At 51.3% G+C, this 6,386-nt stretch carries 7 protein-coding genes; 4 read left to right on the forward strand and 3 right to left on the reverse strand.

The window, feature by feature from the left end:
* Positions 1-58: 58 nt before the first annotated feature.
* Together AC56LY_RS24210 and AC56LY_RS24215 are read left to right on the forward strand one after the other, a co-directional pair.
* Positions 59-1,273: a sensor histidine kinase gene (locus AC56LY_RS24210; RefSeq protein WP_499583671.1), complete on the forward strand. Its 1,215-nt coding sequence runs from the start codon at positions 59-61 to the stop codon at positions 1,271-1,273.
* Between the two features lie 503 nt (positions 1,274-1,776).
* Entirely contained in the window at positions 1,777-2,637 is an 861-nt protein-coding gene (locus tag AC56LY_RS24215; protein ID WP_499583672.1) for a DNRLRE domain-containing protein, read from the forward strand.
* Positions 2,638-2,710: 73 nt separating this feature from the next.
* Here AC56LY_RS24215 and AC56LY_RS24220 read toward each other — a convergent pair whose 3' ends face one another.
* Positions 2,711-3,088, reverse strand: coding sequence for a response regulator (locus AC56LY_RS24220; protein WP_499583673.1), 378 nt, complete (start codon positions 3,086-3,088; stop codon positions 2,711-2,713).
* A gap of 1,212 nt (positions 3,089-4,300) precedes the next feature.
* Between AC56LY_RS24220 and AC56LY_RS24225 the strand changes: the two genes are divergently transcribed.
* Complete coding sequence (locus AC56LY_RS24225; protein WP_499583674.1) at positions 4,301-4,747, forward strand: GNAT family N-acetyltransferase; 447 nt, start codon at positions 4,301-4,303, stop codon at positions 4,745-4,747.
* A 172-nt stretch (positions 4,748-4,919) separates the two neighbouring features.
* Here the strand turns inward: AC56LY_RS24225 and AC56LY_RS24230 are convergent, their stop codons facing one another.
* Positions 4,920-5,297: a response regulator gene (locus tag AC56LY_RS24230; protein ID WP_499583675.1), complete on the reverse strand. Its 378-nt coding sequence runs from the start codon at positions 5,295-5,297 to the stop codon at positions 4,920-4,922.
* A 320-nt stretch (positions 5,298-5,617) separates the two neighbouring features.
* Between AC56LY_RS24230 and AC56LY_RS24235 the strand changes: the two genes are divergently transcribed.
* A complete protein-coding gene (locus AC56LY_RS24235; protein ID WP_499583676.1) occupies positions 5,618-6,076 on the forward strand; it encodes a hypothetical protein in 459 nt (152 codons plus the stop codon).
* A gap of 94 nt (positions 6,077-6,170) precedes the next feature.
* Here the strand turns inward: AC56LY_RS24235 and AC56LY_RS24240 are convergent.
* The coding region (locus AC56LY_RS24240) for a hypothetical protein (protein ID WP_499583677.1) at positions 6,171-6,386 on the reverse strand (216 nt) is incomplete at its 5' end.

A 6,386-nucleotide genomic window follows, 5' to 3' on the forward strand; every position in this document is an offset into this window, starting at 1 on the left:
GTAGCCGAGGATAGGTGAATGCTAAAATGAGTCTCCTCACCAATATTTACAGACCACCATGCCTGAAGCTTTAACTTCCGATTTTGATAATTTTCCAGCCTATGTTCGAGAAATACAGGCAATCGGCGTGGTCGCACAAATACTCGAAACTGTAGCGGCAGTGACCGGTCTCGGTTTTGTCGCCGTTGCTCATGTGACCGAGAATTCGTGGACCACTTGCGCAGTGCTGGACAAACTCGACTTTGGCTTAAAAGTTGGTGGCGGACTCGATGTCACCACTACTCTATGTGAAGAAGTGCGCGCCACAAGCAGCTCTATTGTGATTGACCATGTGCTCGAGAGCGACCAATATTGTGATCACCACACACCCCGTATCTACGGTTTCCAGAGCTATTTTTCGATCCCTATTTTCCGTCCTGATGGAGCGTACTTCGGCACGTTGTGTGGTCTTGATCCGCAGCCTGCTACGCTGTCTAAACCAGCAACATTGTCAACGCTGCAGCTCTTTGCCGAACTTATTTCGAAGCAACTGGAGGTCGAGCAAGCCCATGCGGTTGTAAAAAGAGAATTGCTAACTGAGCGAGAAACATCGGAACTGCGCGAACAGTTTATTGGCGTGTTGGGCCACGATCTGCGCACACCTCTAAGCGCTGTCCAAAGCGGTATTGATCTGCTTCGACTCAAGCATCCCGATCCGCACGCGCTACCTTTACTGCAGCGAATGCAGCGCAGCATAGGTCGCATGAGTGTGCTGGTAGACGATGTAGTCGATTTCACACGCGGACGGATGGGTGGCGGCATCTCACTCAATATGCGCCATGAGAATGCCCTGAGCATGCCACTTGGGCAGGTTATCAATGAGCTGCGTGAGTTGTATCCCGAGGTAATCATAGTCTCGAGTGTTCAGCCAGAACTTACGCTACTGTGCGACGCAGGGCGCTTATCCCAATTGCTCTCAAACTTACTTAAGAATGCTATTGTTCATGGGGACAAAGACGGATTGGTAGAAGTCGTAATTGGTTCCAAGGATGGAATTTTCAGCATAGCAGTGAGCAACTCCGGTCCAGACCTGTCGCCAGAGCTGATCAAGCAGTTGTTTAAACCGTTCTGGCGTGTGCAGGCCGGCGGAGCGCATGAAGGACTGGGTCTTGGACTATACATAGTTTCGGAAATTGCGCGTTCGCATGGTGGCACGATGAATGTAATATCACAAGCCAACAAAGTGACATTTACTTTTTCGCTTCCTGCCCATAGTATGCAGCTCGCTGATTGACGTAACCCGGAGCGACGCCGTGTATCGTCGACATCGACCTAATCAGCATATCACTCACAATAAGCCTTTGCCCACGAACGGCAGCTGTGCGTCGAAAGCAGACGTTGGTAGCACTCACACTTGCATGATGGACTCGAGTTGCACTTCTTAAACGGGTAAAAGCAACTACGCATAAATTACGCAATCAATGTACAACTCATTGATTATAAGTAGATTTGGATTCCGGCCGGATGGAACTCAGTAGTATCCCGGCTAGCGAGTTGTTGCAAAAAAGTAACATTTACAGGCAATAGTTGCTCATGATGCAGTAGACTCTAACCTGGCTGATCGGCCGGTATCGGCTACGAGCTGCCGCCCGCCCCCTGTTTTAAGTAGAGCCATTTCGGCTTGATGGAAATGCAACTAACACTTGCCACGCAAAGTAATAACATGACTACTCCCCCGTCCGCCCAAATCGAGGTCGATCAGTGAAGCTTAGGCTGCGTACTCACCGGCAGTCAGGGGTGCTTCTGTTGATGGTGGCCTTGATACTAGCCAGCATCGCAGCGTTGTCGTTCAGCATGAACCGCGCTGCTACCATGGAGCTTCAATCGATCCAGTCCGACTACGAAAGACGCAATGCTGCTTACCTTGCCGAAGCTGCTGTGGCGGCCGCAAAATGGACTAATCAAGTTGACACGAAGTGTGGCAGAGCCTCCTTTACACCGATAACACTAGCAAACGCTACGCTGAGCGCAGATATCACGAAAGCGCCGCCGAAAGCGATTAACGTTATCGCGACCGCCACCACGGCCGCAGGAGCAAAGGCTACCCTAATAAGAGATCAGATCCACCTCGTCGATCTCACCAACAGCCAAACCAAGAATCTTGGCGGTGAAGTGCTGGATACTTATGTTGATCCGAGCCTGGGAGCGATGAATACCTCAACTAACCTTGTGGTCACGTCGGGGCAGTCGAACGCACTGATCTTCTGGCCTATGACGGATATTCCGGCAAATTCCGCAGTCCTTTCGGCACAGCTCATCTTGCATAAAAACGGCATTGGTAGCCTTACTCCTACCATCAACGTACACCGGATGACGACGCAGTGGGTTGCTAGCGCCACATGGTCTAGCGCAGAGCCGGGGGTAGCTTGGAAGGGTGGCAACTATAGTGCGCCGGTGATCGCTAGTACCCGTGTGAATCCCGGGGCGACTACTTTGGACGTGACCGGCTTAGTCGACGGCTGGGTCAGCGGGCGGCTGGCGAACTATGGCATGCTGCTGCGCCTGCCTGACCCAGGGAAAAGTGTGACGTTCTATAGCATGGACGCCATGAGCAGCATGAGCCCCGTCCTGCGAGTCAAATTTTCCACCGAGTGTTGAACTGTACCGTGGCAATTAGCGAAATACTGACGTCGTAGACTGGCAGCAGTAGGTCAATAGCCGACTTATTGATTCATTGGCTCGTCCGAAAATAGCGTGAAAGCCTTGATATCAGCTGACGGGAAGAGAGTGGCTTTTCGAGGAGTTCCGTATTCTGCAACTGCTGGACCCAGGTCCGTTCGTCCACAGCGGTCATTGACGTCATCACTAAAATCAGAAACGGATGATCTGGATACATTTCACGTGCTAATTTGCATAGCGTACGACCGTTCATGCCATCCATTTTAATATCGGTGATAAGCACATCCGGAAGGCAGCTTGCAAACTCTAACAACGCGTCATTGCCGTCCTTAGCGGTAGCGACGCTATATCCCTCGCGCTCCAGTGCCAGGCGTAACACACGCAGCACATGAGGCTCATCATCGACAAGTAATATGTGACGTTTAGTCATAGGTCTGCTTGGTCTTTCGATGGCTTTCGCCGTATAGCGTTGACTTGCTAATGCTAGTCAACTGTAAATAGGTTGGCTCGGGCCGGTCATGTAAGCAGCCTTCCGTAGATCCGGACGGCCTCACGGGCGCTGACCAGAGCATGCTTTAGGTCGAAGACAAACATTGGTAGCATTCAGACTTGCATGATGGACTCACATTGTACTTCTTAGACAGCCCGCGGCAATTACGCATAAATTACGCAATTAATATATAACTCGTTGATTATAAATAGTTTCTGATTCCGGCCGGATGCAACTCATCAGTATGCCAAGTAGCGAACCATTGCAGCCCCGCAATGCTTACAAGCGGTAGTTGCTAAAAATGCAACAACGGCCTGTACTTACCATGGCCGACCGTCCGGGATCGGCCAACAGCCGACAGTCAACGAGCAAACTCTCCTATAAATTCCGGCTTCACAAAACGTTATTAAGGAATCTTTATGCCGCTCAGCCACGCCTCTCGGTTCTCCGAGCCAACAGAGCAACAGTATGCTTCGATAGGAAGGGCAGTTGTAGAGTGGGCAAATGTCGAGCGGCTACTAGGCATGCTTCTAAGTCGGTTGCTTGCAACACCTGATTTCCTCGCCCGCACATATACTGCATCGATAAATGCCGTGCATATGCAGAAAGCAATTGTGGAAGCCGTTAAAATTCACGTTCATCGCTATGGTTAACGGCTAATTAGTAAAGAATTCCTCGACGAAATTACCGAGATCAATGAGGGCGTAACGTCACTTAGGGAAAAACGGAACAAGATTGCGCACTACTGCTGGTCCCGTGAAACCGATGAGGTCATGTTCGGCACTAGCTTTCCTAGCGGGATTCCGTCGAAGAATGGCAGCGGGTATGCAACCCTCACAGACGCGGAATTGAGCAAGCTTAATTCCGAAGCACACGTGCTTGTAGAGCGTCTGTTGACGGTGCTATCGGAATTACCGGAGATCAGCGAAGAAAGTCTCTTTCCTCCCAGATCAGATACAGGCCTGGACCAGATGTCGGAGGACTGCAAAGGATTGGTTCCTGCCTGTCGGGACAGTTGGTGAATTTTTCGGCTTGGCAACCTGGTAAACTGGCCTGAACGGCCGAGTTCGGCCAAAACCAGACATCCCATAACTTAGGATCGGCTAAAGTTTTGCACCGCTCAGGCGATTAATGACCAATTGAAAGGAATACATGAACGTTACGTTGGAATCAGTAACTATCGATAATTTTGAAGTTCTGATGGACATGGAGCTGCCACCAGAGCAGGCTCGGTTTCTTGCCAGTAATGCATATTCTATCGCCCAAGCACACTACTACGCCGACTGGCGGCCCCGAGCGATCTACTGCGATGGCAACCCAGCAGGCTTCGCTTTGTACGATGTGACTGGCAACGACCAGCCGGGACACTACGCGATTTACAGGCTTATGGTGGACTACCCTCGTCAGAACCATGGCATCGGCCGGCGTGCAATGGAGTTGCTACTGGCGGAAATCCGAAGTTTCGAAGATGCCCGCCGAATCACCATTTGCTACAAACCTGATAATGCCACTGCACGCGAGTTCTACGCTTCGCTGGGCTTCGTTGAAACTGATATCGATGAGCTTGGAGAAATGGTAGCTGAGATAGTGGTGCAATAGCTTTCTGAAAGTTAATTTTTCCGATCTTTTCAGCTTCATTGCCAACGTCTGCAATGGGTCGGCACTTGCTCTTTGCGACGGTGCACATTGGCGACATAGTACGCTGAACGCGAATGCCGCTAAATCACATCTGTAAGATCGGTCGAAAGGACGTGCACTTTTTGTTGCGAATTCACTGACTGACAGTGAAGTGGCGGGATAGCCGCGCTACTAGTTGCCGAGGAGAGAGAGGTTTCTCGAGGAATTCGATGTTCTGTAGTTGCTGAACCCACACCCGTTCGTCTGCAGCTGTCATAGATGTCATCACCAAGATCAAGAATAGGTCCTCTGGGTACATCTTACGAACCAGCGGACACAACGTACGGCCGCTCATGCCATCCATTTTAATGTCAGTTACGAGTACGTCGGGTCGGCACTTCGCGATCTCTGACAAGGCGTCATTTCCATCGTTCGCTGTAGCGACACTATAGCCTGCACGTTCGAGTGAGAGACGAAGCACTCGCAGTACATGCGGCTCATCGTCGACAAGTAAGATGTGATGTTGGCTCATAGGCCTGTAGCCTGCTGTCCAACCGGCTTAGGTGTACACGAAGGAGGTGATGCTACTTGCGCGCCTGCATATTGTCCAGTCAAGTTGGGGGTAGTTGGCACCATCAACTACTGGACGTCTAGCCCGACCGCTAATCTCATCCGTTCATTCCATTACTGGCCATGGCAGACGACTTCGAGTGAGTGGCGAACGTCCGGAACGGGTCGGTTCCGGCCTGTCGCGGCCATCGCTGGATTTCCACACTGGTAACCCGATATCCTGGCCTGAACGGCTAGGTTCGGCAAAGAGTAGTGCTTCAACGGTCAGTTCTAAAGGAGCAGATGAAGAATCTCATCTTGGAAAAGACAAATCAGGTCCGCTGGTACACCAACATGCGTGACGTGTTTGAGGCCGCCGCCATTGCGCCGCAAGACTACGACTGGTACGTCAGCGACATAGAGACGAACTGGAGGCCTCCTGGGTTCCAGCCGGATGATCAATGGTTCACCGGCGACGAACTCGCGGCCTTCCTGCACGCCTATGAGGTTCAGTTTATCTGGGCAGTGTTCAGTGCAGTACCGAAGGGGCTTCGTCCGAGGCCGGCTCCGGCACCATACGTCGAGGGCAATCCACGTTATTGGGACGGTACGCAGCCTGAACCTCAGTTGGAAGGTGCTTTGTTCGAAATCGCATGCTGGGACAGCAGTGGAACGATTCTGATTAACCTGCCCGAACAGGCCATCGATTCGTTCGTGACCCGATATTCGGACGCCAAGCCTTTAGCAACCGCGCGTTCCTGATGGATACCGCTAGGTCCGCAATGGGTCGGAAGCAGCCGGTCGTAACAGTGTGTGATTTTTCGACCATGACGGCGTGCCATGCCGATTTGGTTCGTTATCCACCTGAGTCATATGAGCTCTGCTGGCTTGTTCGATAAAACCAGCGAACTAAGTAAAAACTCACTTTGTTCGGGGTTTCACACACGCTTACTTGCCTGATAAGATTATTTATCAAGAAAGGATTGATGGCTGTTTTGGCGTGAAACAAGGATAATTCAGGGCATTCTAGCTTCTCTGACAGGCTCGATACCATGTCAGTCACCTCAACGAC

Source organism: Telluria sp. ZT3P25 (assembly GCF_059685895.1).